The sequence below is a fragment of the Aliirhizobium cellulosilyticum genome, from assembly GCF_014198105.1.
GTDB classification, from domain to species: Bacteria; Pseudomonadota; Alphaproteobacteria; order Rhizobiales; family Rhizobiaceae; genus Neorhizobium; species Neorhizobium cellulosilyticum.
Window position 1 is genome coordinate 29,475 of record NZ_JACIGW010000012.1, and the last position, 26,380, is coordinate 55,854.

Below are 26,380 nucleotides of genomic sequence, written 5' to 3' on the forward strand. Positions count from 1 at the left end.
CCTTCCGGCTATGAGCCTGTATCGCATCAATGCCGCCCGAGGATTTCACCAAGAAACTTCCGGGTGCGTTCATGTTTCGGATTGGAGAAGAATTCGGCCGGAGGCGCCTCCTCGACGATCGCGCCGCTCGCCATGAAGATGACGCGATCGGCAACCTGACGGGCGAAACCCATTTCATGGGTCACGCAGATCATCGTCATTCCCTCTTCGGCCAATGCGATCATCGTATCGAGCACTTCCTTGACCATTTCCGGGTCAAGTGCGGATGTCGGTTCATCGAACAGCATCGCCTTGGGCCGCATGCAGAGGGCACGCGCAATGGCGACGCGCTGCTGCTGACCGCCGGAAAGCTGAGCGGGATATTTTTCCGCCTGCTCGGAGATCTTGACCCGCTCCAGCAAGGTGCGGGCACGATCCTCGGCTTGCGCCTTGTCGAGACCGAGTGATCTCATCGGAGCCAGCATGCAGTTTTGCAACACGGTCAAATGCGGAAAGAGATTGAACTGCTGGAAGACCATGCCGACCTCGCGGCGAACCGCATCGATCGTTTTCGATCCATGTCCGAGCATGATGCCGCCGACATGGATGTCACCCTTCTGATAGGCCTCCAGGTGATTGATGCAGCGGATAAGCGTGGACTTGCCGCTCCCCGAGGGGCCGCAAAGCACAATCTTCTCGCCCTTCGCGACAGACATGTTGATATTGTCGAGCGCCTTGAAGGCGCCGTACCATTTTTCCACGCCCGACAGCGAGATCATCGGCTCGGTTGTCGTTGCGCTATTCATTGTCTGGTTCATCCATAAAACTCCGGATTTCTCGACGGGCACGGCCTAGCGGCTGGCGGTCAGGAATTTGCGTTCGAGATGGGCGCCGTAGATGGTCAGCGGGCAGCACATCAGGAAGTAGAGGGCTCCGACCACGCCGAAGACGGTCAATGGCTGGAAGATCTGGTTTGAAATGATGTTGCCGGCGCGCGTGAGTTCGGTGAAGCCGACGATCGAAGCGAGCGACGTTCCCTTGATGAGCTGCACCAGGAAGCCGATCGTTGCCGGAAGTGAAATTCGTATCGCCTGGGGAAGGACGACGTCCTTCATCCGCGAGACGTAACCGAGGCTCAGCGCCTTTGCGGCCTCCGTCTGCCCACGCGGGACCGCTTCAATCGATCCTCGCCAGATTTCCCCCAGAAAGGCACTTGCATGGAGGGTCAAGCCGACCGACACCGCAGCCCACGCATCCATCTGGATGCCGATCAGGGCTAGTCCGTAATAGACGACGAAAAGCTGCATCAAAAGCGGCGTGCCCTGGAAGACCGCGATATAGCCGGCCGTCAGGCGCTCGACGATGAAGATGCCGGATGTCCGCGCCAAAGCGACTATCAGCCCCGCAATACTGCCACATATGAAGGCGACTACGGACAGCGCGACTGTCCATTTCAGGCCTGCCAGAAGGAAAAGGAATTCTTCGCGTCCCATTCGATTTCCTCCTTATCTGACCGGGTAGCTGAAATAGCGGGAGGAGAAGAGCGCGAAGATGCGCATCATCACCCAGGAGATGACGAGGTAGAACGCCGTCACTGTGAAATAGACCTCGAAGCTGCGGAAGCTGTCGGACTCGATCCGTTGCGATACCGAGGTCAGTTCGTAGGCCGAGATGGCGGATGCGATGCTGGTCGTCAGCGTCAGCAGGATGAACTGGCTGGTTAGGGAGGGATAGATCGCCCTCAGTGCCGGCTTGAGGATGATCAGGCGGAAGACCTGAGCCTTGTGCAGCCCGAGCGCCAGTCCCGCCTCCATCTGCCCCTTCGAAATGGACTGCACGCCACCACGAATGATTTCGATGGCATAGGCGCCGCCATTGATGCCAAGCGCGATGATCGCGGTCGGCGTCGGATCGAGCCGGATGCCGGCCAGCGGCAGCGCGAAATAGATGAAGAAGATCTGCACCAGAAACGGCGTGTTGCGGATCAGTTCGACGAAGCCGATCACGAGCCAGCGCAAAGGCTTGAATGGCGACTGGCGCAAAATGACGCCGCCGATGCCGATCACGATCGCCAGAAGCATGCCGCAAATGGCCAGCGTGAATGTTCCGAGACAGGCCCATAGAAGGTTTGGCAGACCGTCGATGACCGGAGTGAAATCAAGGGTATAGTTCATGATATCTCCTGCGGCGCGTTCTCAGGACGGCTCGACCATGTCGGCCATGGCTTCGATCGCCAGTTCGTAACCGCGGGCTCCGAAGCCGATCATGATGCCGGTCGCGGTGCGTGAAATCAGGGAGTTGTGATAGATGCTTTCGCGGGCATGCACGTTGGATATGTGCAGCTCTATCTTCGCGCCGTCGAAAGTCTTCAGTGCGTCCAGCAGGGCGATGGACGTGAAAGTGTATCCGGCCGGATTGATGATGATGCCACAGGCATCCTTTCGCGCCTGATGGACAGATTCCACCAGTTCGCCCTCGAAATTCGTCTGGCGAAAATCGACCGAGAAACCCAGAGACGCGGCTTTCGCCTCGCATCGCTCGCGAATGTCGCCAAGGGTTGTCGTGCCGTATATGGACGGCTCCCGCTCACCCAGAAGATTGAGGTTGGGTCCGTTAAGGACAAAGATCGTCTTGTTCATGAAAAAAACTCCGGGCAGCGTCGGCGCAAGGATTTGCCATGCGCCGACGCTGGCACCTCATTCGGGTGCCACCACGCGAAATTCAGAGTTTACGAAGAGCCGGAGCTCACTTCGCGGTGAACGGAATACCTTCGAGGCTCTTCGGGAACTCCGGCACCGGAACCTTCATCCACTTGTCGTAGATCTTCTTCAGTTCGCCATTGGCCTTGATCTTGTCAATGAACTCGTTCACCGCGACATTGATCTCTTTCTCGCCCAGGCGCGTGCAGGCGCCGTTGTAGAGCTTCTGAAATTCGAGCTTGTTTTCGAATTTGCCCGGGACTGCCTTCTCGACGCGATCTAGATAGAAGATGTTGCCGCCGAGCGCGTCGACCTGGCCGGAAGCCAATGCCTGAACGCTTGCTGCGTCCCCGTCATACCGGCGAATGGTCGCGGTAGGCGGGGCATTCTTGGTGACCTGAGTATCCTGGGCTGCACCCTTGGCGACGCTGATCGTCAAGCCGGCCATGTCATCATTCGTCTTGATCGACTTGTCCTTCGGCCCGATCAGGACGATGGCGTTCGCATTGTAAGGTTGGCTGAACTGCACGGCCTTGGCGCGATCCGGCAACATCGCCATCGTCGCGAAGAGAATGTCGACGCGGCCTGATGTGAGTGCGGGAATGCGGTTGTTGACTTCGAGCGGAACGAATTCCACTTCGACGCCGAGTTCCTTGGCAAACAGGGCGCCCATTTCGGCATCAAAGCCGTCCTGCTTGCCTGCGCTCGTGACAAAACCCCAAGGCGGGTTGTCGCCCTGGATGCCCACGACCAGCTTGCCCTTGGCCTTGATCTCGGCCGGCGTGATAGCCGCAGCCGGCTGCGAAAGCGATGCTGCGGCGACAATTGCCGCGGCGCCCAACAAGGCACGGCGCCGATTCAATTTGAATCCAAACATTAGGTGCTCCTCCTCTGATGGCCCAAAAGGCCTGCCAGCTCTCCTCCAGCTGGTAACACGCCAAAATTGACATAAGCCCATTTTCAAATCAACAGAGTTTTTCTATAATCTCCGACAAAATGCATTTCGACATTTGTGTGGGAAATTGCATTACGATTTTTTGCAGTGCAAAAAGCGGATTGTTTCAGGAGGAGGAAACAATGAAAACATCGATTGCCACGGTGTCGATCAGCGGAGAGTTTCCCGAGAAACTGGCGGCCATTGCTGCAGCCGGGTTCGACGGGGTGGAGATCTTCGAAAATGATTTCCTGGCCTTCGACGGCAGTCCAGCCGATGTCGGACGAATGGTTCGCGACCACGGACTGGAAATCACGCTTTTCCAACCGTTCCGGGATTTTGAGGGCATGCCGGAACCGTTGCGCAGCCGGACTTTCGATCGCGCCGAGCGCAAATTCGACATCATGCAGCAACTCGGCACCGACCTCGTCCTCGTCTGCTCCAATGTTTCGCCTGCATCGCTTGGCGGTATCGATCGGGCTACAGCAGATTTCCACGAATTGGGCGACCGGGCGGCGAAGCGCGGGCTTCGCGTAGGTTACGAGGCTCTCGCATGGGGCCGGCATATCAATGACCACCGCGATGCCTGGGAAATCGTGCGGCGCGCCGATCATCCCAATATCGGCCTCATACTCGACAGTTTTCACACCCTGTCACGAAAGATCGACGTCGGATCGATCCGCTCCATACCAAAGGACAAGATTTTCATCGTGCAGATGGCTGATGCGCCGCTGATCGAGATGGATCTGCTCTACTGGTCACGCCATTTCCGCAACATGCCGGGCGAAGGCGACCTGCCCGTAAGGGAGTTCACCGAAGCCATCGCCGCGACGGGCTATGATGGTTATCTGTCGTTGGAAATCTTCAATGACCAGTTCCGCGGCGGCTCTCCAAAGACGATTGCGGCCGACGGTCACCGTTCGCTGGTCTATCTCGGCGATCAGGTTCGTCGAAATCCGGATGCCTCAACACTAACCGTCCCGGAAATGCCGGATCGCGCCGACGTGAAGGGCATAGGGTTCGTCGAGTTCTCTGCCGATGAAAAAGACAGCGAAAACCTTGCCGCCATTCTCAAGACGCTAGGCTTCAGAAAGACTGCGGTTCATCGCTCCAAGAAAGTCGCGATTTTCGAGCAGGGCAAAATCCGCCTTTTGCTCAACACAGACGAAAAGGGCTTTGCAAACGCCTCCTTTGCAGTACACGGCACGTCTGCCTATGCGGTCGCACTGATTGTCGATGATGCGGGCGCGGCCTATGCGCGCGCAATCGCGCTCGGCGCCGAACCATTCGAGCAGTTGGTCAGCCAAGGCGAAGTGCAGATCCCGGCGATCCGCGGTGTCGGCGGCGGACTGATCTATTTCCTCGACGAGAAAGGCAACCTCGGCCGTTTCGCGGAGATCGACTTCACGCCGGCTTCCGAAGACGCGGACATCGCCGCAGCGCATCTTGCCCATATCGATCACGTTGCCCAGACCGTCGCTTACGATGAGATGCTGACCTGGCTGTTGTTCTACACCTCCATATTCGAAGCCGATAAGACGCCGATGGTCGACATCATCGACCCGTCCGGGGTGGTGCGCAGCCAGGTGGTCGAAAATAAGTCAGGCAGCCTGCGCTTGACACTGAATGGAGCGGAGAACCGCCGCACATTGGCTGGCCATTTCATCGCGGAACGGTTCGGCTCGGCCATACAGCACCTCGCCTTTCACACCGAGGACATCTTCGCGACAGTTGCCGCGTTGCGCAAAAACGGCTTCGAACCCCTGCCCATATCTCCGAACTATTACGGCGATATAGAAGCTCGATTCGGCCTGGACCCGGCCCTGACGGAGCGATTGAAGGCCGACAATATTCTCTACGACAGAGATGACCAAGGCGAATATTTCCAGATTTACAGCACGACGTTCGGCGAAGGCTTCTTTTTCGAGATCGTGCAACGTAGCGGCTATCGCGGATATGGCGCGGCCAACGCCATCTTCCGCATTGCTGCATTGAAGAAGGCTCTCAGGCCGGAAGGCTTGCCGAGGCTTTGATCGATGGTGGGCCAATCTGTTGAGCGTGACCGGGTGGGTTTAAACGAGCAGACAAAATATGTATGAGGATTGAGAAAATCTCCGAGATGCGCACATGCTTTCCGATCTAGCCACCGAAACCGTTGCCGAAAACAGCTACAAGCGAATTCGAGCCGATATCATATTCGGGCGTCTCGCTCCCGGTCAGAAGCTTAAGCTCGAGAAGCTCAAGGAGACTTATGACACCAGCGTCAGCACGCTGAGGGAGATCCTCAACCGTCTTGCCTCCGAAGGACTTGTCGTGGCGGAGGGCCAACGCGGCTTTCATGTGGCGCCGATGTCATCGACCGATTTGAAAGAGATCGCCGCACTGCGCCTGCTATTGGAGACACACGCGCTGGAGCAATCCTTCGAGAGGGGTGACGTCGACTGGGAAGCACGGCTCGTATCTGCGCATTACAAACTTGCCCGCATGGAAAGCGTCATGGCCAGCGGCGATACCAGTCAGACGGAAGACTGGAAGCGCTATGACTGGGAATTTCACCAGGCTCTGATTTCCGCTTGTGGGTCGAGATTGCTGATGGAAACCCATGCCGCCATTTTCGATAAATATCTCCGCTACCAAATGGTTGCCCTCTCCTATCGCGGCAAGATCGCTGCAGACGAACACAAGCGTCTTCTGGACGCTGCCCTCGAGCGAGACCAGAAGACGGCGAAAAAGATCCTCGGCCTGCACATTGAGGGAGGCGTGGAACATGCATTGGCGAGAAAGTCGCCGCTTCAGGATTGATCATGCGTGAAGAACGATCATTTGAGCACGAACGGGTGAACGATCTCAGCGAAACCGTCAGCGATGCGGTCTTTCGGCGGTTGCGGCAGGACATCATACTCGGGACATTGCCGCCCGGCTCCAAGATCAAGCTTGAAAAGGCTCGCGAGCGATACTCGATCAGCATTTCGTCACTACGTGAGATCCTTTGCAGATTGTCGGCAGAGAATCTTGTGCTTGCAGAAGGGCAGCGTGGATTTGAGGTCAGTCCAGTATCCAGGCAAGAATTGATGGAACTGGCCGACCTTCGCATCGTGTTGGAATGCCATGCTATCGGCCTTTCATTCGCTACCGGAGATCTTGAGTGGGAAGGCTCGATCGTGGCCGCGCATCATCGATTGGCTGCGGTGGAGCGCAGGCTTCTCGCTGGAGATATTGCCCGCACGATCGACTGGGTCAGATGTGACTGGGAGTTTCACCGGGCGATCGTTGCGGCAAGCAAGTCGACAACGCTCCTGCAAAACCTGTCCTCGGTCTTCGATCGTTTCCTTCGATATCATATGCTCGCTGGCAGTTTTCGAGGCACTGCGGTCGTCGACGATCACAAGCTGCTATTTGAACGGGCGCTTGCGAGAGACGCAGATGGCGCAAGGCAGATCATCACCAGCCACGTACAGAGGGGCGTTGAGCATATTCTGAAAGAACCGGGATTTCTTCTGAACATTTGACAGATCCCTGAGTCTCCTGCCGTGCCGTAAGTTTTGTCAATCGACTTACAGGAATTGCTCATAAAACAGGCAGGACACATATCCCTTCCAACGCAAGGCACTCAATCGGTCGAGATCTGCGCGCTGGAAGGCATGGCATGCGGATTGCTTCTCCCTATCAAAGTCAAAAAGGGGATATCCTTGGCGCCGTATCCGCCTTTCATTCGCATTATCCCGGCTGCCTGCGGAATGACCACAACCATTTCGCCAGGCAGGCCCATTTCATTGCCGTGGACGACATTGATCGCCACCGGAAGTTTCGCCGCCTGTTCGCCCAGCGCCATTGGCTGAGGGTGGCAATGGCAAAATCCGATCTGACAATTCTGGTTATAGATGAAAACGCCATCCGCGCCTCGATCATCGAGGAAGGCCTGAACGAGGCCGGTCACAGCAATGTCACGGTCATTCATGAGGTCAATGGCGTTGCCCGCATCATCGAGACGCAACAGCCGGACGTCATCATCATCGACATCGAAAACCCCAACCGGGATATGATGGAACATCTTTTCCAGCTGACCCGCACCGTCAGTCGCCCGATTGCGATGTTCGTGGATCGATCCGACACCGCCTTGATCGAGTCCGCCATGGAGGCAGGCGTTTCCGCTTATGTTGTCGACGGCCTTAAGAAGGAACGCGTCAAATCCATCCTCGACATGGCCGTCAGCCGCTTCAACGCCTTCAGCCGGCTACAGCAGGAACTAGCCGAAGCTCGATCCGCGCTTGAGGAGCGTAAGGTCGTGGAGCGAGCTAAAGGCATACTCATGAAAATGCGCGGCCTTTCGGAGGAGGAGGCTTTTGCATTGTTGCGTCAGACAGCAATGAACGAAAAAAAGAAAATGGCTGAAATTGCGCAAAGCCTAGTGACTGCCGCAGGTCTTCTGATGTGATGGATATGGGCAGGAGGATGCAGGGTTAAGATGATGAAGAGAACAGATCGGGCTGGAAATGATTTCGGTGCGCCCGCCACCATTGGCGCTCCGGAACAAAAGATCCTGCGTGCCGGCTTCATCCCGCTCGTCGATGCATCCGTCCTGATTGCGGCCGCAGAGTTCGGCTTTGCAAGAAAAGAGGGACTGGCACTCGAGATGGTGAAAGATGTCTCCTGGGCCAACATTCGGGATCGGCTTGCCTTTCGTCAATTCGACATCGCCCATATGCTTTCACCCATGCCGGTTGCCTCCATGCTTGGCCTCGGCTCAAACCCCTCCCCAACCATTACCCCGTTTTCGCTCGGTCGTGGCGGCAATGCAATCACGCTGTCGCTCCGCCTATTCGAACGGATGCTGGAGGTCGGCCACCTTGCCGAAACGGCGAGCGCGCTGGAAAACGCCCGTGCATTGGCTAGTCTGCTGAAGGTAATGCGCGAACAGGGTGAAGCCGTGCCGCGCCTCGGGGTCACCTACCCGTTCTCCTCGCATAATTACGAGTTCCGCTACTGGCTTGCCGCAGGCGGCATTGATCCCGATCGGGACGTGAAGCTCGTCGTCGTGCCGCCGTCGATGACATCCGATGCCCTCGCAGCCGGCGCCATCGACGGTTTCTGCGTCGGCGCACCCTGGAACATGGTTGCATCAGAGCGCGGCGTTGGACGAATCGTCGCCGCCAAACAGGACATCTGGCCTTCCGCGCCTGAAAAGGTGGTTGCCATGCGGCCGGAATGGGCCGCCAGCCATTCGGACACCGTCTCGCGTCTGATCGTTGCGCTCGACGCGGCAGCGCGCTGGTGCGACGCGCCGGAAAACCACGACGGACTTTCCGAGGCACTAGCTGATTCCCGTTATATCGCCGCACCCATCGGCATCATCCGTCAGGTCCTTGCGGGCGAGTTCAGTCTGGACGCGAAGGGTAACCGGCGCCTGATCCCTGACTATTTCACCTTTAACCGGCGTTTTGCCAACTATCCCAAACCGGGGCATGCGCTCTGGATTTACAGTCAGATGATCCGTTGGGGCCAGACGACCTATAACGAGGAAGGGTTGCTTGCCGCCGCAAGCGCATACCGACCAGACCTGTATAAGGCCGCTCTCGGTTCCGCACCCACGGGCCGGGATATAACGGTCGAAGGCAATCTGGAAGGCGACCGGTTCATGGACGGGCACGTATTCGATCCTGCTGCCATACCCGACTATATCGCGACGCTCGGAAAGGGTGCCGCCTCTTAGGGCTGAAGACACCTCATATAAATGCGATGATGCGTGTCATGTACTGCTTATCCTTTGCGCGCATATTTGGCGGCATCAGCACAAAATATTCGCAGAGCATCTTTGACCTCACGGTTCGGCGCAAATCGAATCCGAAGAATATCCAAGTAATTTCATCGCGATAGTCTGACGCCGTCAATCTGGCACACTACTTGCTTTTATAGATTTGCTCCGGTCAACGGTGATCTGGGCTCATGAACGCGCGAAAGCGTTCTCAACGACATCGACGTCGCAAGGTTTTTGCTGCCCGGGATTTCCAATCCTTGAGGCGCGATCTCCGAGCGGCGTTTTTTTATGCCCTTTTTCCAAAAAACCAGCAGAGGGAACCTGCCTATGACCCGATTTGTGAAGACCGGCATCACCCGCCGCACCATTTTGAAGACCACAACCACCGCCGCTCTCGTCAGCGCAGTTAAGGCAGCCTTCCCGTCCGGCGCCTTTGCCGCAGCGCCGGGGCCGGAGGTTAAGGGCATCAAGCTCGGCTACATAGCGCTCACGGACGCCGCGGCGCTGATCGTGGCGAAGGAAAAGGGCCTTTTCGACAAACACGGGCTGCCGGACGCCGAGGTTACTAAACAGGCCTCTTGGGGAGCGACCCGCGACAATCTCGTGCTCGGCGGCGCAGCCAATGGCATTGACGGCGCGCATATCCTCTCGCCGCTCCCGTACCTCATGCATACCGGCAAGGTGACCCAGAACAACAAGCCAGTGCCGATGGCGATCCTCGCCCGCCTCAATCTCGACAGCCAGGGCATTTCGGTTGCCGCGGAATATGCGGGAACCGGCGTCGAACTCGATGCCTCGAAGCTCAAAGAAGCATTCGCCAAGAAGAAGGCCGCCGGTAACGAGGTGAAGGTGGCCATGACCTTCCCAGGCGGCACACACGATCTCTGGGTCCGTTACTGGCTTGCAGCCGGCGGCATCGACCCGAACAAGGACGTATCCACGATCGTCGTTCCGCCGCCGCAGATGGTCGCCAACATGAAGGTTGGCAACATGGACGCATTCTGTGTGGGAGAGCCATGGAACGAACAGTTGGTCAATCAAGGTATCGGCTTTACGGCCTGTACCACCGGCGAACTCTGGAAGCATCATCCGGAAAAGGCGCTCGGTCTGCGCGCCGATTGGGTCGAGAAGAATCCGAATGCGGCGAGGGCCCTGCTTATGGCCGTCATGGAGGCCCAGCAATGGGCAGACAAGATGGAAAATAAGGAAGAGATGGCAGACATTCTGGGCCGCCGCCAATGGTTTAACGTGCCACCGAAGGATGTGGTAGGCCGCCTGAAGGGCGACATCAACTACGGCAACGGCCGGAATATCAAGAGCACCGACCTCTACATGAAGTTCTGGCGCGATCAGGCGTCCTTCCCCTTCAAGAGCCATGATGCCTGGTTTGTCACGGAAAACATCCGCTGGGGCACATTTGCGCCCGGCACCGACGTCAAGAAGCTGGTCGATCAGGTCAATCGCGAAGACCTGTGGCGCGATGCAGCCAAGGAACTGGGCATTGCCGCAAGCGACATTCCAGCCTCCGCCTCGCGTGGCAAAGAGACCTTCTTCGACGGCAAGATCTTCGATCCCGACAACCCGATGGCCTATCTCGACAGCCTGACGATCAAGACCGTCTCCTGAACGACCGGCAGACCGCTCCGGCGCGCAGAGACGCGTGCCGGCCCCCTTCTTCCTCAAGCCTTTCCATGGAGCACGTAATGTCAGCCCTGGCAAAACAGGAAACGCCAACCGCAAGCATCGAGCCGACCGCCGGCCCGATCGATGGCGCCAAGCCGCAGGCAAATGTCGTCCACTTCACCGGCAGAACTATGCCTAAGTTCGATGCGGCCAAACTTGGCGGCGCCTTGCTTCGCAATGTCGTCCCCCCGCTGGTCGTGATCCTACTCATTCTTCTGGCATGGGAAGCGCTCTGTTCGTCGCCCAATGCCTCCCTGCCCTCGCCGAGCCGGGTATGGGCCGAAAGCTATGACCTGATCGCCTATCCGTTCTTCAACTACGGCTCGCAGGATATCGGCCTCGGCTGGCGGGTTCTCGTCTCGCTCCAGCGTGTCGCTTACGGGTTCGGCATGGCAGCAGTGGTCGGCATTGTCGTCGGCGCCGTCATCGGCCAGTCGGTTTGGGCTATGCGCGGCCTCGACCCCATCTTCCAAGTCCTGCGCACAGTGCCGCCGCTCGCATGGCTACCGCTTTCGCTTGCCGCCTTCCAGAACGCCAATCCCTCGGCCATTTTCGTGATCTTCATCACCTCCATTTGGCCGATCATCATCAACACGGCTGTCGGCGTGCGCAATATCCCTCAGGATTATCGCAACGTCGCCAAGGTACTGCGTCTCAACCAGCTGGAATTCTTCTTCAAAATCATGCTGCCATCGGCCGCCCCTTATATCTTCACTGGGCTTCGCATCGGTGTCGGCCTGTCCTGGCTCGCAATCGTGGCGGCCGAAATGCTGACCGGCGGTGTCGGAATCGGCTTCTTCATCTGGGATGCGTGGAACTCGTCGCGCCTGCCCGACATCATCGTCGCCCTCGCCTATATCGGCGTCGTCGGCTTCGTCCTCGACAAGCTGGTGGCCGCGATCGGCAAACTCATCACCCGCGGCACCTCGGCCAATTGAGGGGATTTTCATGAACGCTTATCTCAAGCTCGACCACATCGACAAGTATTTCGATCGCGGTGCCTCGCGGGCAGAAGTGCTGAAAGACATCAACCTCACCATCGACAAGGGCGAATTCGTCTCGATAATCGGTCACTCGGGCTGCGGGAAATCTACCCTGCTCAACCTGATCGCCGGTCTGACACCGGTTTCGAATGGCGCCGTGCTCCTGGAGAACAGAGAGGTCAACGCGCCCGGACCGGAACGTGCCGTGGTGTTCCAGAACCATTCCCTGCTGCCATGGCTGACCGTCTACGAGAATGTCAATCTAGCCGTCTCCAAGGTCTTCAGAGCCACCAAGACCAAGAGCGAAAAGCACGACTGGGTCATGGCCAATCTCGACCTCGTGCAGATGGCGCATGCCAAGGACAAGCGCCCGTCAGAGATTTCGGGCGGCATGAAACAGCGCGTCGGCATTGCCCGTGCGCTTGCCATGGAGCCGAAGATCCTGCTGCTCGATGAACCTTTCGGCGCGCTGGACGCCCTCACCCGCGCCCATCTTCAGGATGCGGTCATGGAAATCCACGCCCGCCTCGGCAACACGATGGTGATGATCACCCATGACGTCGACGAGGCAGTGCTCCTGTCGGATCGCATCGTGATGATGACCAACGGGCCGGCCGCCCACATCGGTGAGGTGCTCGATGTCGCCATACCGAGGCCGCGCAACCGCATCGAGCTTGCGGGTGACCGCACCTACCTCAAGTGCCGCGAGGCCGTGTTGAAATTCCTCTACGAACGTCACCGCTTCGTTGAAGCTGCGGAGTAAACCCATGTCCGAAACCGCAATTGAGAAACTCGTCGTCATCGGCAACGGCATGGCGCCTGGCCGCATGCTGGAACATCTCTTCGAACACGCCCCCGGCCGCTATTCGGTAACTATCTTCAACGCCGAACCGCGCGTCAATTACGACCGCATCATGCTCTCGCCTGTCCTATCAGGCGAAAAGACCTACGAGCAGATCGTCATTCATGGCGACGGCTGGTACATCGACCATGGCATTACGCTCTACAAGGGCCATAAGATCGTCGCCATCGATCGCGATGCCAAGACCGTGACCTCCGATCACGGTGTGACGGAGAGCTACGACAAGCTGGTGATTGCCACCGGCTCGGTGCCCTTCATTATTCCCGTTCCTGGCAAGGATCTGCCGGGCGTCGTCTCGTATCGCGATCTCGACGATGTCGATGCCATGCTGCTTGCCGCACAGTCGCGCGCCAAGGCCGTCGTCATCGGTGGCGGGCTTCTCGGCCTCGAAGCGGCAGCCGGCCTCGCGCTGCGCGGCATGGACGTCACCGTGCTGCATGTCATGCCGACGCTGATGGAGCGCCAGCTCGATCCCGCTGCCGGCTACCTGCTGCAGAAGGCCGTCGAGGAACGCGGCATCAAGGTGATCTGCAAGGCCAATACCAAGGCGATCATCGGCGACGGAAAGGTCGAGGGAGTGGAGCTGGATAACGGCACCGTCATTGCGGCCAATCTGGTCGTCATGGCGGTCGGCATCCGTCCGAACATCAATCTCGCCAGGGATGCCGGCCTTGCCGTCAATCGCGGCATCGTCGTCGATACCGGCATGCGAACATCCGATGGCGACATCTATTCGCTCGGCGAATGTGCCGAGGTCGGCGGCATGGTCTATGGCCTCGTCGCGCCGCTATACGAGATGGCGCGCGTTGCAGCCTCCCACCTTGCCGACGACCCGACGCCAGCCTTCGTTCATTCCGACACGCCGACCAAGCTCAAGGTAACCGGTATCGACCTCTATTCGCTCGGCGATTTCGCCGATGGCGACGATCGCCAGGAGATCGTCCTTCGCGATGCGACGGCCGGCATCTACAAGCGCCTCGTCCTTAAGGACAACCGGATCATTGGCACCGTCCTTTACGGCGAAACCGCCGATGGTGCCTGGTTCAACGACCTGAAAAAGAAGGCCGTCGACATTTCCGAGATGCGCGACACCCTGATCTTTGGCCAGGCCTATCAGGGAGGAGCCCCGCTGGACCCTATGGCGGCCGTTGCAGCCTTGCCGGATGATGCAGAAATCTGCGGCTGCAACGGCGTATGCAAGGGCAAGATCACATCGACGATCACGGCCAAGGGGCTGACGACGCTGGACGAGGTGCGCGCCCATACCAAGGCGTCGGCTTCCTGCGGCACCTGCACTGGCCTTGTCGAGCAACTGATGACGCTGACGCTCGGCGACGCCTACAATCCGAAAGCGGTCCAGCCCATCTGTGCCTGCACCGATCTCGGCCATGACGATGTGCGCCGTCTCATCAAGGCCAAGGGGCTGAAATCCATTCCCGCCGTGATGCAGGAACTGGAGTGGAAAACCTCCTGCGGCTGCGCCAAGTGCCGGCCGGCGCTCAACTACTACCTCGTCTGCGACTGGCCGGATGAATATGCCGACGATTATCAGTCGCGTTTCATCAACGAGCGCGTCCACGCCAACATCCAGAAGGATGGCACCTATTCCGTCGTGCCGCGCATGTGGGGCGGCGTCACCAATTCGCAGGAATTGCGGGCGATTGCCGACGTTGTCGACAAGTTCGAGATACCGATGGTCAAGGTGACTGGCGGCCAGCGCATCGATCTTCTCGGCATAGAGAAACACGACCTGCCGGCCGTCTGGGCCGATCTGGGCAAAGCCGGCTTCATCTCTGGCCAGGCCTATGCCAAGGGCCTTCGTACCGTCAAAACCTGCGTCGGCTCCGACTGGTGCCGGTTCGGCACGCAGGATTCGACCGGGCTTGGCATCCGCATCGAGAAATTCATGTGGGGCTCCTGGACGCCGGCCAAGCTGAAGATGGCGGTTTCCGGCTGTCCGCGAAATTGCGCCGAGGCAACCTGCAAGGATATCGGGGTCATCTGCGTCGACAGCGGCTTCGAGATCCATTTCGCCGGTGCTGCGGGTCTCGACATCAAGGGCACGGAAGTTCTGGGGCTCGTGAAGAGCGAGGACGAGGCGCTCGAACATATCGTGGCCCTGACCCAGATGTACCGGGAGCAGGCCCGCTATCTCGAACGGATCTACAAATGGGCCAAGCGCATCGGCCTCGAGGAGATCCGCCGTCAAATCATCGAGGATCACGACAGACGGCGCGGTTACTACAACCGTTTCGTCTTTTCCCAGACATTCGCCCAGGTCGACCCCTGGTCGGAGCGCGTATCCGGCAAGGACAAGCACGAGTTCCGGCCGATGGCATCGATCGGCTTCGGCCAGGCTGCGGAGTGAGAACAATGGACATGAACTGGCATCCGATCGGCGACATCACCGAAATCCCGCTGCTTGGCGCGCGCTGCGTCAAAACTCCGTCCATGACCATTGCCGTGTTTCGCACCGACGAACACGAGGTCCATGCGATCGAAAACCGCTGCCCTCACAAGGGAGGCCCGCTCTCCGAAGGCATCGTGCATGGCACGTCCGTCACCTGCCCGCTGCACAACTGGGTCATCTCGCTCGAGAGCGGCAAGGCGCTTGGTGCCGATGACGGCGAGGTGCGGACAATCCCTGTCCGCAATGAGAACGGCCAACTCTTCATCGCGCTGGAGGGCGCGATGATGGTCGCGGCGGAGTAGACCGCCATGGCACCCATCGTGTCGACGACACTGTCGCCCACAGGATCGAAGGAAACGAAAACCACCTGCCCCTATTGCGGTGTCGGTTGCGGCGTAATCGCCAACGTATCCGACAATGGCGCGGTGACCATCAAGGGAGACCCGGAACATCCGGCCAATCTTGGCCGGCTCTGTTCCAAAGGGTCGGCGCTGGCCGAGACGATCGATCTCGACGGGCGGGTGCTTTTTCCGCAGATCGCAGGGCAAAAAACCGGATGGGACGAGGCACTCGATCTCGTCGCGCAGACATTCTCGGCGGTGATTGCAGAGCATGGACCGGATGCGGTGGCTTTCTACGTATCCGGCCAATTGCTGACCGAGGATTACTATGTCGCCAACAAGCTGATGAAGGGTTTTATCGGCTCCGCCAATATCGACACGAATTCCCGGCTCTGCATGTCGTCATCGGTGGCCGGCCACCGCCGCGCCTTCGGCTCTGACACGGTGCCGGGCAGCTATGAAGATATCGAGCTTGCCGATCTTGTCGTTCTGACGGGGTCCAATCTCGCATGGTGCCACCCGGTCATCTATCAGCGCCTAGCAGCCGCCAAGGCGGCCCGACCGCAGATGAAGGTGGTGGTCATCGATCCGCGCCGTACCATGACATGCGACATCGCCGACCTTCATCTGGCGATCCGCCCAGATGGTGATGTCGCGCTGTTCATGGGGCTTCTGGCCCATCTTGCCGCAAGCAATTCGATCGACCATGCCTTTGTGTCGGTTCATACTGCGGGTTACGAGGAAGCCTTGCAGGCTGCTGCGCAGCTTCCCCTCCCCGACATCGCGGCGCGCACGGGCCTCAGTGAGTCGGAGTTGGTTGCTTTCTACCGCCTCTTCGAGACAACGCGGAAGGTCGTCACTTGCTATAGCCAAGGGGTCAGCCAGTCGTCCTCGGGCACCGACAAGGTGAATGCCATCCTCAACTGCCATCTGGCGACCGGCCGCATCGGCCGGCCGGGCATGGGACCGTTTTCGTTGACAGGCCAGCCCAATGCCATGGGTGGACGCGAGGTTGGCGGGCTTTCCAACATGCTGGCAGCGCATATGGCGATCGAAAGCGCCGAGGATCGCGACAGGGTGCAGCGCTTCTGGCAATCCCCCATGATCGCAGCAAGGCCCGGCCTCAAGGCCGTCGACATGTTCCGCGCCGTGGCGGACGGCAGGGTCAAGGCGCTATGGATCATGGCGACCAACCCCGTCGTCTCAATGCCCGATGCCGATGCGGTGGAGGCCGCGATCAGGGCCTGCCCATTCGTCGTCGTCTCCGATGTGCTGCAGGACACGGATACGACGCGTCATGCGCATGTCCTTCTGCCATCGCTGGGGTGGGGAGAAAAGGCGGGCACCGTTACCAATTCGGAACGCCGCATCTCGCGCCAGCGCGATTTCCTCGACCATCCCGGCGATGCAAAGGCAGACTGGTGGCAAATGGCGGAGGTGGCCCGGCGGATGGGCTTTTCAGGCTTCGACTATCGTCACCCATCCGAGATCTTTGCCGAGCATGCGGCCTTGTCAGCCTTTGAGAACGAGGGACGGCGAGACTTCGATATAGGTGCCTACCAAAATATCGACGAGCGAACCTATCAGGCTCTTCGGCCCTTCCAGTGGCCCACCGCTTTGACAAAGAATTACAAAGAAGACAGCAAAAGGTTTTTCGCCAAGGGCGACTTTTATCATCCGGATCGCAAGGCCCGTTTTGTAGCGATAAAAGCTCCTGCCGTCACGGATCACACCTGCTCGGCCTACCCCTTGACACTCAATACCGGCCGCGTTCGCGACCACTGGCATACGATGACCCGCACGGGCAAGAGCGACAGGCTGTCGGCCCACATCGCCGAACCCTTTGCGGAAATTCACCCGAGCGACGCAGCCGCACTCGGCATTCAGGACGCCGCGCTGGTCGAGCTTGCCAGCCCGCACGGCAAGGTCATTCTGCGCGCACTGATTACGCCGCGGCAGGCACGCGGCAATATCTTTGTGCCGATGCACTGGAATGACCAGTTTGCCTCGCGAGCCCGGATCGATGCCCTTGTGCCGCCCGTGACGGACCCTGTCTCGGGCCAGCCCGCCTCAAAAAACGTGCCTGTCGCAGCCAGTGGCCTCAACGGAGCGCTTTACGGTTTTGCCGTGACCAGCGCCATGCCCGACTTCCGAGGCGCGTTGTATTGGGCACGCGCCAGGGCACCGGGCGGCTGGCGCAGCGAAATCGCTTTCTCGGAACCGGTCGGGGACTGGGCAGAATGGTGCCACGTCGCCTTCAACATCCCGGTCGGTATCGAACCTCTGGGTTATATCGACAGGCAGGACGGGGACGTCCGCCTCGCCTTTTTCGACGGCGAGAGGCTGCTTGCAGCCTTCTTCCTTTCCCGCGGGCCGGTGGGCGTTGCCCGAGATTGGGCCGTCGCTCAGCTGACGGCATCGCATGCGGACGTGCGGCGAAGATTCGGGGTGATCGCCGGTCGGCCCGGAGCAGACCAGCCTGATCCGGGCGCCACCATCTGCACCTGCCTTTCGGTCGGGATCAACCACATCATTGCTGCCATTCGCGGCGGTGCCTCAAGCGTTGAGGCAGTGAGCCACATGACCAATGCCGGGACAAATTGCGGTTCATGCCGCGCCGAAATCAGGGGGATCATCGATGGTTGTCTTGCAACAGCAGCGGAATGAGAAAGAGACGGAACGCGGCGCCCGTATGACGCTGCTTGCCAAGTTGCCGGTCTTCTGGGCGCTGGAGGGCAAACGGGTGATCGTCGCAGGAGGAAGCGAGGCCGCGGCATGGAAGGCCGAGCTTCTCGCCGCTTGCGGCGCAGACGTGCATGTCTATGCTGAACGGCTCTCGGACACATTCGAGACCCTGATTGCCAGAGGCTCCCACCATCCGCTGGGCAGCTTCGCGCGCCATGACCATGCCTGGCATGCAGCCGTCTTCGAGGACGCAGCACTTGCGATTGGCGATTGTGACGAAGAGTACGAAGCCCGCGCATTCTTCGAGGCAGCACGGCAGGCCGGCGTGCCGGTCAACGTGATCGACAAGCCGGCATTTTGCCAGTTCCAGTTCGGTTCGATCGTCAACCGCTCGCCAGTCGTCGTATCGATATCGACAGATGGCGCGGCGCCCATTCTCGCGCAGGCCATTCGCCGGCGGATAGAAACGCTCCTTCCCGCGTCACTCAAAGCTTGGGCCGAGATGGCACAGAGGCTGAGGGATCGGGTGAACGAGAGGCTTCAACCCGGTGCACAACGTCGCCTCTTCTGGGAGCGTTTCGTCGACCGTGCCTTCAGGAACGAGCCCTCGCCGCAAGCCGAAAGTCAGTTTATCCGCGATGCCGACCGGCTGGCAGGCGATCTGCCGACCGGCAAAGGCCATGTAACCCTCGTCGGCGCCGGTCCGGGCGATGCGGCGCTTCTGACGTTGAAAGCTGTCCGAGCGCTGCAGGCGGCGGATGTCATACTCTTCGACGACCTGGTTTCCGACGAAGTGCTCGAACTGTCACGCCGCGAGGCAAAGCGCATGCTTGTCGGCAAGCGCGGCGGTCGGGAAAGCTGCCGTCAGGAAGACATCAACGATATGATGTTGGCACTTGCGAATGCCGGCAAACGGGTGGTGCGCCTCAAATCCGGAGATCCAATGATCTTTGGACGGGCCGGCGAGGAGATCGCCTGCCTGCAGCAGGCCGGCATTTCCGTCGATGTCGTGCCGGGAATCACGGCTGCCAGCGCCATGGCCTCGCAACTCGGCATATCGCTGACTCATCGCGACTGCGCGCAATCCGTTCGTTTTGTCACCGGACATTCCCGCAAGGGTGCATTGCCTGACAACTTGGACTGGACGAGCCTCACGGATCCGCACACCACGACGATCTACTATATGGCGGGCCGCACGGCAGGCGAACTCTCGGGCAGGCTGATCGCTGCGGGGCTTTCCCGGGATACACCCGCAACTATCATGCAATCCATCACACGGGGGAACGAGAAGCGATGGTCTGGCAGCTTGAGTTCACTCCCGGCAGCAATGGAACATTTCGGATACGAGCAGCCTGTGCTTGTCGGGATCGGCACCGTATTTCAGGATCCCTTGCACGCTAGGGGTTGCCATGGAAGTTTGATAACAGCGCGCGCGTGAGCCTACCGCAGACATGTATCGATAGCACCCAGCCCGTTAGAACAAAAAGGCACGGTGACCGGAATGGCATACTTGGATGGATCACCCCATAGTTTAAGCACGTCGTGACCATCAACTGGATCAATCAGGAAGGGATTCGGCAAAGCCTATTGAATAGATCTCAAGGGGCCGCGCGATAATCCTTTAGCGCAGTGCTCGCAGTGCATTCAGGATGACCACAAGGTCGATGCCTTCCTGTATTACCGCGCCCTCAACAGGAGAAAGATATCCGAACGCGGCTGCGATCATGGCCGAAACGGATAGGCCAAGCCCTACAATTGCGCTCTCCATTGCTATTTTTTTGCTACGGTGAGCAATTGTCATTGCCGCTGCAAGTGCCTTGAGTTCGTCGACCATGAGGACGATGCTTGCCACCTGGGAGGAAGACGCGCTGCCTCTGGCTCCCATGGCCACACCGACATCTGCGGCAGCGAGTGCCGGGGCATCGTTGACGCCATCGCCTACCATCATGACCGGGCCGCGATGCCGCTCGTCCTGAATGATCCGCACCTTGGCTTCGGGCGACAGATCACCGAGTGCGAGGTCAACTCCCACCGCCCTGCCCATGCTTTCCGCAATTGGAGTTCGGTCGCCGGATGCCAATATGATCCTGTCTATCCCTGAATCTCGCAAATTCTCTATGACAGTGGTTGCATCTGGCCGCATCTGATCTGCGAATGTCAGGATGCCGGCAAATCGGCCGTCCAGGCCAACGCCCACGGTCATAGCATTTGGAAGACCGTCGGATGCGCCGATCTCGGTCACACTGTCACGCTCCGAGGCGGTACAGCGTTCACGGACAAACGCGATGCCACCAACGATAACTTTCCGGCCGGCGACCACACCCTCCAGCCCAGAGCCGGGTGTCTCGTCGACATTCGTTGGAGGAATGAGCGTCAGGCTCCGTTCGGCCGCTTCGCGGATCAGCGCTGTCGCGGTCACATGGGCAGAAGCCTGATCTAGGCTCGCCGCATATGTGAGCAGATCCTGGTCTGTGTAGGGTGCCAGCACCCTTGTCTCCACCAGTTTCGCCTGTCCAGAAGTTATGGTGCCGGTCTTGTCCAGCACCGCCGTGCGAATGTTTGCCAACGTCTCCAGCGCCTCGCTTCCTTTAATCAGCACACCGATCCGCGAAGCGCGTGACATGCCTGCGATCAAAGCGATCGGGACTGCGAGGATAAGGGGACACGGTGTCGCAACTACAAGCACGGCAACGACCCGCATAGTATCCTCGCTATACCACCACGTCGCCAGGGCCATTGCGAGCGTAAGCAATAGGAAGCCGACCGCATATCTATCGGCCATGCGCGACAGAGGAGCCTTGCTGTCCTGTGCCGCCTTTACCAGGCGCAGAATATTGGCATAAGCACTCTCGGATGCCGGCCGGCTTACGCTCAGATCGAAGACTGGCCCGACACAGCTCGAACCACTAAACACTTCCTCACCCCTGCTAAAAGTCCTGGGTAAGGATTCGCCCGTAAGGGTGGACAGATCAAGAGTGGCATATTCACTTGCGACACGGCCGTCGACCGGTAGCACCTCACCCTCTCGGATCAGCAGTCTGTCCGCCGGCCGGACTGTACCGAGCGCCACCTCTTCCAGTGCATTACCGCGATATCGCATGGCGGTCCGCGCTATCCGTCCCAACAATACGCTCATTTCGCGTCCGGCCCTTTGGCGAGCAAGGTCTTCCAACCACTGCCCCCCAGCATACATTAGGGCAACAACGTTTGCCGCCAGATGCTCGCCAAAGACAAGAGCAGCAGACATGGAGATCAGAGCAACGATATCTAGGCCGAAATCGCCGCCGCGCAGCGCCTGAACCACTTGAATCGCAAGCACGGCGATGACCACGCAGCTCGCCGACGACCATGCGATTTGCGCAACATAATAAAGCTGATAGTGTTGAGCCAGCAGCCCGGTGATCAGGCCCACAGCCGCCACCGTCACCAGGATAGCGACGCGGTATCTTTCTAGTTTGACATTGGACAGTGCACTCATTCGATCCGACCTCCGTCGCGCAAAACAGCCGTGGCCAACGCTTACCGTTCGTCCTGCAAGACTCGTCGCAATTTGCGCAACAGGATGGCCCTGGAGCGATCGTCGGCCGCGGCGCGAACCTCTTCGTTGATGTCCTGCAAGAGCACCTGATAGTCATTATTCCAGTCTCTGTGCCCGATCGTCAGGGGATCGATTCTCGGCGATGGCATGGACACGGAGATATCGGTTGGGCCACCATCGTTAAGGGTGAATGCGCTATCGATGAACGGCACGAATACCGAGGTCGCGGGGGTGCAGTCGGCAGCGCGCTGCCTCATCGCGGTCAAGGCGGCTTCCTCCCCATGCACGAGGAAGATCCTGTGCGAAATTGGCAAGCGGCTTCGCAACCAGCGCTCCAGTTCGGGACCGTCGGCATGACCACTATAGGCATCGATCTGGCGGATTTGCGCTCTGACCGTGATCTCCTCGCCCTGGATCTTTACGGGCGTCGTTCCATCGGCGAGTAGTCTTCCAAGTGTGCCGGCCGCCTGATAGCCGACAAACAGCACGGTTGCCTCTTCTCTCCATAGCCAGTTCTTCAAGCGATGCCGGATACGGCCAGCTTCGCACATACCGCTTGCGGCGATCACGATGTGAAAACCGCGGACCCGATCGAGAGCCTTTGACTGTTCGACGCTTTCGGTAAAGTGGACGTTCTTGGCATGCATGGCGCGATCAAGGGCGACACCCAGATTGAAGTCATGCCTATGCTTCTGGAAAATCTCGCTCGCCCGTGTCGCAAGTGGAGAATCGATGTAAATCGGGACAGTCTTGATCTCCGATTGCTGCATCAACAGGATCAGGTCAGTCATCAACTCCTGAGTCCGTTCCACCGCGAAGGAAGGAATGATCAGTGCGCCATTCTCATGGCGCGAGGCGGCGCGAACCTCCCGACCGAGGAGCTGACGCCGACCTTCAATCGTGGCATCAACGCGATCCTTGTCCGCATAGGTGCTTTCGCAGACCACATAGTCCCAATGTTTTGGCGCGACTGGCCCAGCCTGAAAAAGCTTGTTATCCGGTCCGATGTCACCGGAAAACAGGATGCGGATAGGATTATCCGAGCCGACTTCCATTTCGATTGAAGCCGATCCGAGCAGATGACCGGCATTCCAGAAGCGAAACCGAACGCCGGGTACAACTGACTGCCAGCGCTCACATTCGACCGCGTGAAAGCGGTGTAACATCTGATAGGCGTCATCGGCAGTGTAGATCGGTTCGACCTCCTCCTCGCCTCGCTGACGATAGCGCCTGTTCCTCTGATCGACTTCGACTTCCTGGATGTGGCCCGCATCGGGAAGCATGACACTACAGAGATCGACCGTGGCTGGCGTGGCATAGATAGGGCCGACAAAGCCGCGTTTTGTAAGTTTTGGCAGCAAACCTGAATGATCAATGTGAGCATGAGTGAGAATGACCGCATCAACTGCAGCAACATCGAAGGGAAATTCCCGATAATTAAGTTGCTTTTCCGTTTTGGAACCCTGGAAAAGCCCGCAATCGATCAACACAAATGTATCTGCGGTCTCGATCGCAAAACACGACCCCGTAACGCCTCTCGCTGCGCCGAAAAAGCGAAGAACCGGATCGCGCAGATCCTTTCGTCCAGCTTTTGCTGATGTCATATGCAAAGCTCCCTCACCATAAGGCGATACGCATTTAGCGCGCCATCAAAACCGGGATCGCAGGATGCTGAAGCATCGTTTCGGTCGTACCGCCCAGAATACGCTCGCCAAGCCGCGAATGACCGTAAGCACCCATGACGATGAGATCAGCATCAAGACTTTCGGCATGCCGCTGCAGGACAATGGCCGGATCGTCACTTCCGTGAAGGTGATCAATCACCACCTCAACTCCATGACGCAACAGAAAGCCCGCAAGATCGGCACCATTCGCCTCTCCTGAAGCCTCACTATCGATGTCGACGAGAGCAACGTGAACGCGATTGGCGTTCTGAAGGATATTTATAGAGGACCGCACCGCAATCCAAGCTTCGCGCCGGCCGTTCCAGGCGACCACGATCCGTTTTGGTCGAAGAGTTGCGACCCTCCGCTTTGGAAGGATCAATAGGGGACATGAAGAGTGGAACAAAACGCCGTCGACCACCCACCTGGCGAGATGGAGGTCATTTGCCATGGTTCCTCCGATCACTGTGATGTCTGCGGAATTGGCATGAAGGGCGACATGGCTGGATACCTGCCCCGAAGAACAAAAGACGGGGGTCACCATGCCGCGTAACCCGCCAGCCGTGAGCACAGATGTCAGTTCATTCGCCTGCGTTTCGAGGCGTCGATGCTCCTCCCAGATCAAGGCAAACGGGCTATCGCCTCCGTATCCGGGGCCTCCGATCAGAGGATACGGGACACAGGATACGAGAATAGCCTGAAGTTCCCCTCCGGCGTCACACGTCATCCTTACTGCCGCGGCCAGATCTTTGTCGCCCTGATCCACTCCAACAACGCTCAATATGCATGTGTTCGACATCTCAAGCCCTCCCGTGCTTTGTTTTGTCCATGCCACGAACATTGTAGGACTAAATTAGAATTGCGAAATGACGCAGATCACGTTGTCGGAGCCCCATTTATGCATGGGTTCTGATCCGAATTTTGAATGCAGACATCCAGAGCACTTGACGCTGTTACCCGCTTCGTTTGCAGCAGCAGCGGCTAGTTGGGGCCTATTGGTTGCGCGTCAATATCGAGTTTTTGACGGGCTGAGAGATGAGAGCATTGACGGCAATTTTTCTGACATCCTCGCTTTACTGCACCTCACCAGCAGAGCGCTCAAGATCGAGTGCTTTGTTTCAAACTGCTGTACCCGCTGATGGTCGAAAGATCGCCTGCATAGGTCTGATCCAGACCTGACCTTCCAACCATTAGGAAAGCTCTCGGAGTTGCTGCACCTTGGGGTGACTAACAGGTGCTTCGTCCGGCGGGTTGAGAACACAGGCCGCAGGGATTGTGGCTCGATTGGCTGAAGATGGTCGTCGTGCGGTGCGAGGTGTTTTGAGCCAAAGCGGCAAGCGCCGTTATCGCGGCGGAACCTTCAATAAATCCAAATTAATGGACATGGTGCACACGTCAATCGATGGAATTCTGGACATCCGGTTACGTGTAGTCAGTTCCAAGTGTCGATAAACATCGCAATTACTCTGCAAATAGTCCTGCTGGGATTGTTTTGTTCCCACCGCGCTCCGATGAGATTTACCATATCCCGAAACGCCTTTGTCCCCGCAAGTGCGAAGTGTTGAACTATTCTAAATTGGAATTACATTGAAATTCGAAAGTGCTAATTAATCCGCCATCCCCTCTTGGTCCGGATAACAAGCATCACGTTAAAGTGTCAGGAGTTAGTGGTGTTTATAGCCGATACGAACTCTCCCGAATCTCTCTCAATCATTCGTGGTGATACTGGACGTCGAACAATGGTTCTCGTTGCAGAACCAGGATTGTTGATGGAATGTCTTGCAGAGACACTACGCCGCCGATTTCCAGAAATGCAGGTGGCGACGTATGCAAATCTGGCTTATTTCCCGGTCGACGTTGGTACAGATACGCGCCTCATTCTCTTTCACCATCAGGACAAGGCCCAACTGGGCGAGTTAATTCGTCACCTCAAGAAAATCGACCACAGTCTATCCATCGGTATCGTCATAAACGATCACGAAGAAAGCGATCGCAATCTGCAGAAACTGGCAGCCGCCCAGCAGATTGACGGTGTTCTTCCACTGAATTTGCGCCTGGACGTTTTTCTTGCGGCCATCGATTTGCTGATAAAAGGCGGGGAACATTTTCCTTCCGCTTTGCTGCAGCACCTGAGTGTTAACGGGGCGGGTTATGGAAGCCCCTCAAAATTTCGCGTCGAACCACCCCATCATCCGGGCCACGCCAATTGCGAGCCGTTTATGCTGACCACACGTGAAGTGGAAATTCTCGACCTAGTGTGCAAGGGAACCCAGAACAAGATAATCGCCGGCCTGCTGAAACTGTCGGAAAACACGGTCAAGGTGCATATCCGAAACATCTACAAGAAGATGCATGTACGTAACCGTACCGAAGCGGCTTCACGATACTTCGATTACGAGGGACGAACCGGATTCGAGCCATCGCTACGTTGATCCGCGCGATGCGCTACCGCAGGAAGCAGTGCGCTTTGCGTCCAAAGCCGCTCGGCGTGCAGATATAGGGCGCGCTCCCGAGATAGGACGATGATCCCTGCGGATCTGCGTCTTCACCCGTATCATCCCTCATAGCAATGGCAACAGGCTTTGCGGAAGAGAAAGCGTAGCTATTCGCCTTGAACGAGCCTGCTGCGACCGCACTGACAGCCGGCACTTTCTTGGCGCCCGCTTTGTTGTCTGCCACGTCGCCATCCACGACCGAGCAGGATGAGAGGACCGCGCACAATCCGGCAAAAAACATTGGACGAATTGAATTGCTGGTCCTGCTCACGATGGGCTCCGGGGTGTTCAACTGTAATCGTCGCCTAGGCTAATCCGTTTACATTAGCAAATCATGCACGCATGGAACACC

Annotated in this window: 24 protein-coding genes and 1 pseudogene; 15 read left to right on the forward strand and 10 right to left on the reverse strand. The window is 58.2% G+C overall.

What is annotated here, in order from left to right; translation table 11 throughout:
* Positions 1 to 26 precede the first annotated feature (26 nt).
* The 5 genes from GGE33_RS25710 to GGE33_RS25730 all read right to left on the reverse strand — a co-directional run bounded on the left by GGE33_RS25710 (position 27) and on the right by GGE33_RS25730 (position 3,555).
* Positions 27 to 758: an amino acid ABC transporter ATP-binding protein gene (locus tag GGE33_RS25710; RefSeq protein WP_183686822.1), complete on the reverse strand. Its 732-nt coding sequence runs from the start codon at positions 756 to 758 to the stop codon at positions 27 to 29.
* A 72-nt stretch (positions 759 to 830) separates the two neighbouring features.
* Positions 831 to 1,472, reverse strand: a complete 642-nt coding sequence (locus GGE33_RS25715) for an amino acid ABC transporter permease (RefSeq protein WP_112502127.1) — start codon at positions 1,470 to 1,472, stop codon at positions 831 to 833.
* A 12-nt stretch (positions 1,473 to 1,484) separates the two neighbouring features.
* Entirely contained in the window at positions 1,485 to 2,153 is a 669-nt protein-coding gene (locus tag GGE33_RS25720; RefSeq protein WP_112502128.1) for an amino acid ABC transporter permease, read from the reverse strand.
* A gap of 21 nt (positions 2,154 to 2,174) precedes the next feature.
* Positions 2,175 to 2,618 carry a type II 3-dehydroquinate dehydratase gene (locus GGE33_RS25725; protein ID WP_183686522.1) on the reverse strand — a complete coding sequence of 148 codons (444 nt, stop codon included), beginning with the start codon at positions 2,616 to 2,618 and terminating at the stop codon, positions 2,175 to 2,177.
* Positions 2,619 to 2,724: 106 nt separating this feature from the next.
* Complete coding sequence (locus GGE33_RS25730) at positions 2,725 to 3,555, reverse strand: transporter substrate-binding domain-containing protein (RefSeq protein WP_183686524.1); 831 nt, start codon at positions 3,553 to 3,555, stop codon at positions 2,725 to 2,727.
* 200 nt (positions 3,556 to 3,755) lie between these two features.
* Here GGE33_RS25730 and GGE33_RS25735 point away from each other — a divergent pair, with 200 nt between their 5' ends.
* The 3 genes from GGE33_RS25735 (at position 3,756) to GGE33_RS25745 (ending at position 7,121) form a co-directional block, all read left to right on the forward strand.
* Positions 3,756 to 5,645 carry a bifunctional sugar phosphate isomerase/epimerase/4-hydroxyphenylpyruvate dioxygenase family protein gene (locus GGE33_RS25735; RefSeq protein WP_183829895.1) on the forward strand — a complete coding sequence of 630 codons (1,890 nt, stop codon included), beginning with the start codon at positions 3,756 to 3,758 and terminating at the stop codon, positions 5,643 to 5,645.
* Positions 5,646 to 5,739: 94 nt separating this feature from the next.
* Entirely contained in the window at positions 5,740 to 6,414 is a 675-nt protein-coding gene (locus GGE33_RS25740) for a GntR family transcriptional regulator (protein WP_183829897.1), read from the forward strand.
* Positions 6,415 to 6,416: 2 nt separating this feature from the next.
* Positions 6,417 to 7,121 (forward strand): GntR family transcriptional regulator, encoded by a 705-nt coding sequence (locus GGE33_RS25745; protein WP_183829900.1) that lies wholly within the window; start codon positions 6,417 to 6,419, stop codon positions 7,119 to 7,121.
* A gap of 101 nt (positions 7,122 to 7,222) precedes the next feature.
* On the opposite strand, the gene GGE33_RS25750 is transcribed toward GGE33_RS25745, so the two are convergent.
* A complete protein-coding gene (locus tag GGE33_RS25750; protein WP_183829903.1) occupies positions 7,223 to 7,444 on the reverse strand; it encodes a hypothetical protein in 222 nt (73 codons plus the stop codon).
* A 15-nt stretch (positions 7,445 to 7,459) separates the two neighbouring features.
* Here GGE33_RS25750 and GGE33_RS25755 point away from each other — a divergent pair, with 15 nt between their 5' ends.
* The 9 genes from GGE33_RS25755 (at position 7,460) to cysG (ending at position 19,769) form a co-directional block, all read left to right on the forward strand.
* Entirely contained in the window at positions 7,460 to 8,047 is a 588-nt protein-coding gene (locus GGE33_RS25755; RefSeq protein ID WP_148144172.1) for an ANTAR domain-containing response regulator, read from the forward strand.
* 30 nt (positions 8,048 to 8,077) lie between these two features.
* Entirely contained in the window at positions 8,078 to 9,322 is a 1,245-nt protein-coding gene (locus GGE33_RS25760; RefSeq protein WP_183829906.1) for a CmpA/NrtA family ABC transporter substrate-binding protein, read from the forward strand.
* Between the two features lie 372 nt (positions 9,323 to 9,694).
* Entirely contained in the window at positions 9,695 to 10,993 is a 1,299-nt protein-coding gene (locus GGE33_RS25765) for a CmpA/NrtA family ABC transporter substrate-binding protein (RefSeq protein ID WP_183686535.1), read from the forward strand.
* Between the two features lie 77 nt (positions 10,994 to 11,070).
* Complete coding sequence (gene ntrB, locus GGE33_RS25770; protein WP_183829909.1) at positions 11,071 to 11,988, forward strand: nitrate ABC transporter permease; 918 nt, start codon at positions 11,071 to 11,073, stop codon at positions 11,986 to 11,988.
* A 10-nt stretch (positions 11,989 to 11,998) separates the two neighbouring features.
* The gene (locus tag GGE33_RS25775; RefSeq protein WP_148144176.1) at positions 11,999 to 12,796 is read left to right on the forward strand and encodes an ABC transporter ATP-binding protein; all 798 of its coding nucleotides are present in this window, start codon (positions 11,999 to 12,001) and stop codon (positions 12,794 to 12,796) included.
* A gap of 4 nt (positions 12,797 to 12,800) precedes the next feature.
* On the forward strand, positions 12,801 to 15,263 hold the full coding sequence (gene nirB, locus GGE33_RS25780) for a nitrite reductase large subunit NirB (RefSeq protein ID WP_183829912.1): 2,463 nt from the start codon (positions 12,801 to 12,803) through the stop codon (positions 15,261 to 15,263).
* A gap of 5 nt (positions 15,264 to 15,268) precedes the next feature.
* On the forward strand, positions 15,269 to 15,607 hold the full coding sequence (gene nirD, locus GGE33_RS25785) for a nitrite reductase small subunit NirD (RefSeq protein WP_183829915.1): 339 nt from the start codon (positions 15,269 to 15,271) through the stop codon (positions 15,605 to 15,607).
* 6 nt (positions 15,608 to 15,613) lie between these two features.
* On the forward strand, positions 15,614 to 18,313 hold the full coding sequence (locus GGE33_RS25790; protein WP_183829918.1) for a nitrate reductase: 2,700 nt from the start codon (positions 15,614 to 15,616) through the stop codon (positions 18,311 to 18,313).
* A complete protein-coding gene (gene cysG, locus GGE33_RS25795; protein WP_183829921.1) occupies positions 18,285 to 19,769 on the forward strand; it encodes a siroheme synthase CysG in 1,485 nt (494 codons plus the stop codon). Before GGE33_RS25790 ends, cysG begins: the two co-directional genes overlap by 29 nt.
* A gap of 183 nt (positions 19,770 to 19,952) precedes the next feature.
* On the opposite strand, the gene GGE33_RS25800 is transcribed toward cysG, so the two are convergent.
* The 3 genes from GGE33_RS25800 to GGE33_RS28060 form a co-directional block, all read right to left on the reverse strand.
* Complete coding sequence (locus GGE33_RS25800; protein WP_343062693.1) at positions 19,953 to 21,743, reverse strand: heavy metal translocating P-type ATPase; 1,791 nt, start codon at positions 21,741 to 21,743, stop codon at positions 19,953 to 19,955.
* 107 nt (positions 21,744 to 21,850) lie between these two features.
* Positions 21,851 to 23,473: an MBL fold metallo-hydrolase gene (locus GGE33_RS25805; RefSeq protein WP_183829928.1), complete on the reverse strand. Its 1,623-nt coding sequence runs from the start codon at positions 23,471 to 23,473 to the stop codon at positions 21,851 to 21,853.
* 34 nt (positions 23,474 to 23,507) lie between these two features.
* A complete protein-coding gene (locus tag GGE33_RS28060) occupies positions 23,508 to 24,374 on the reverse strand; it encodes a universal stress protein (RefSeq protein WP_394353698.1) in 867 nt (288 codons plus the stop codon).
* Positions 24,375 to 24,399: 25 nt separating this feature from the next.
* Here GGE33_RS28060 and GGE33_RS25815 point away from each other — a divergent pair, with 25 nt between their 5' ends.
* The 3 genes and pseudogenes from GGE33_RS25815 to GGE33_RS28070 all read left to right on the forward strand — a co-directional run bounded on the left by GGE33_RS25815 (position 24,400) and on the right by GGE33_RS28070 (position 25,965).
* A complete protein-coding gene (locus tag GGE33_RS25815; RefSeq protein ID WP_183829934.1) occupies positions 24,400 to 24,672 on the forward strand; it encodes a hypothetical protein in 273 nt (90 codons plus the stop codon).
* Between the two features lie 876 nt (positions 24,673 to 25,548).
* Positions 25,549 to 25,666: pseudogene (locus GGE33_RS28065) on the forward strand (DNA-binding response regulator); the annotation flags it as partial.
* Between the two features lie 86 nt (positions 25,667 to 25,752).
* Positions 25,753 to 25,965, forward strand: a complete 213-nt coding sequence (locus GGE33_RS28070) for a response regulator transcription factor (protein ID WP_394353699.1) — start codon at positions 25,753 to 25,755, stop codon at positions 25,963 to 25,965.
* Positions 25,966 to 25,978: 13 nt separating this feature from the next.
* On the opposite strand, the gene GGE33_RS25825 is transcribed toward GGE33_RS28070, so the two are convergent.
* Positions 25,979 to 26,212, reverse strand: a complete 234-nt coding sequence (locus GGE33_RS25825; protein ID WP_183829940.1) for a hypothetical protein — start codon at positions 26,210 to 26,212, stop codon at positions 25,979 to 25,981.
* Between the last annotated feature and the right edge of the window lie 168 nt (positions 26,213 to 26,380).